The organism is Rummeliibacillus sp. POC4, assembly GCF_003576525.1.
Lineage (GTDB): Bacteria > Bacillota > Bacilli > Bacillales_A > Planococcaceae > Rummeliibacillus.
On the sequence record NZ_QWUA01000153.1, the window covers coordinates 1 to 1,373 of the forward strand.

General features: G+C 33.5%; 1 protein-coding gene. It reads right to left on the reverse strand.

The window, feature by feature from the left end; genetic code table 11:
* Positions 1–40: 40 nt before the first annotated feature.
* Positions 41–1,255 carry an ISL3 family transposase gene (locus tag D1606_RS18455; protein ID WP_119417451.1) on the reverse strand — a complete coding sequence of 405 codons (1,215 nt, stop codon included), beginning with the start codon at positions 1,253–1,255 and terminating at the stop codon, positions 41–43.
* Positions 1,256–1,373 lie beyond the last annotated feature (118 nt).

The following is a 1,373-nucleotide window of genomic DNA, read 5'->3' on the forward strand; positions in this document are numbered from 1 at the left end:
TCTTTGTAAATAGTTGGGGTGGGGACACAATTCTCCACCCTTATCCTATTGTGTTACCTATATCTTTATATTGATGCGTTAATAATATTTTGGCTCTTAATCGATCAAACCGTCGAAAGCCAAATGCATTTCGTTTTAATACTTTTGTTAAATTGTTTAATCCTTCGACAAAGCCATTTGAATAGCCAAAAGAAAAAGAATTTAAGATTTCTGTCTCCCAGTTTTTAAAGGTTTGAATCGTACGAATAAACTCTGGAATTCTTGATCTTTCAACCTTTTTATAAAATCTCTTTAATCCCTTTTTCGTTTGTTTCATTTTTTCTTTTCCATTCACTTTTGCAGCCTCGAACCAGCGATAAAAATGTGATTTTAACTCATAAGCTAATTTCAATTCATCTGAAAGAGTACAATAACGGGCTAAATACCATTGATCATAATCCGTTAAATTTTGTGATTTTTTTAGAAAAACAAAGCGTTTCCTCTTTATCTTTTTTCGATCATAATCATTCCATTCCGATTGAACTCGGATTCTTACTCTTTCTATTGCCCAGTTGATATAGCGTACAAAATGAAAACGATCTGCAATAATAATTGGCTTTCCTAATGATTTAGTAACAGCGGCTTTAAAGCTATGACTCATATCCATTACCACTGTTTGTACATTCTCTCCATACTGGTGTAAATAAGCTTCAATCGTTTCCTTTTTCCGATTTGGGAGAATATCTATCGGTTCCCTTGTTACTGCGTTAGCGATAATCAGTTGAAACTTTTCTTTATCGGCATTCCCTTTAAACTCATCAATCGCAATTACCGGCGGTAATTCTTTCATTTCTTTGATTGATTTTGGAATCACTCGATCAAAGCGATTAATAATTGTACTGACAGATGTGCCATATTGTGTGGCTGTTTCTTTAAACGTTTTCCCTTTTACTGCACGGACTTGTGCCATTTGATTCCATTCCTTAGAAAATCGCTGATAGCGCTCTACGATTGGATTCTGTTCTGCAAAACGTTTTCCACATGTGCATCTATATCTGCGCTTTCTATAAAATAAAATGGTTTTTCTTTCTGAGAATTTCAGATGTTTAATTTTCGTCATACGGTAATCATGTATATGTGTTGTGAATGTACCGCATTGGGGACATTTATGCGGTCTGATAGGCATTTCAAAGTGAATGATATATTGATCTTCTATTGCTTGAGCTTTTAAAATTATTACATCTTCAAATCCTGGTAATATTATGTTAGAATTCATGTAACACGTAACTCCTATCTTAACTTTTGTTTGGGTAACTTTAGTATAAGATATTTGGAGCTTACGTGTATTTTTTTACCCTAAATTGTTTGATAACCCCAACAATTAGTATAGAACC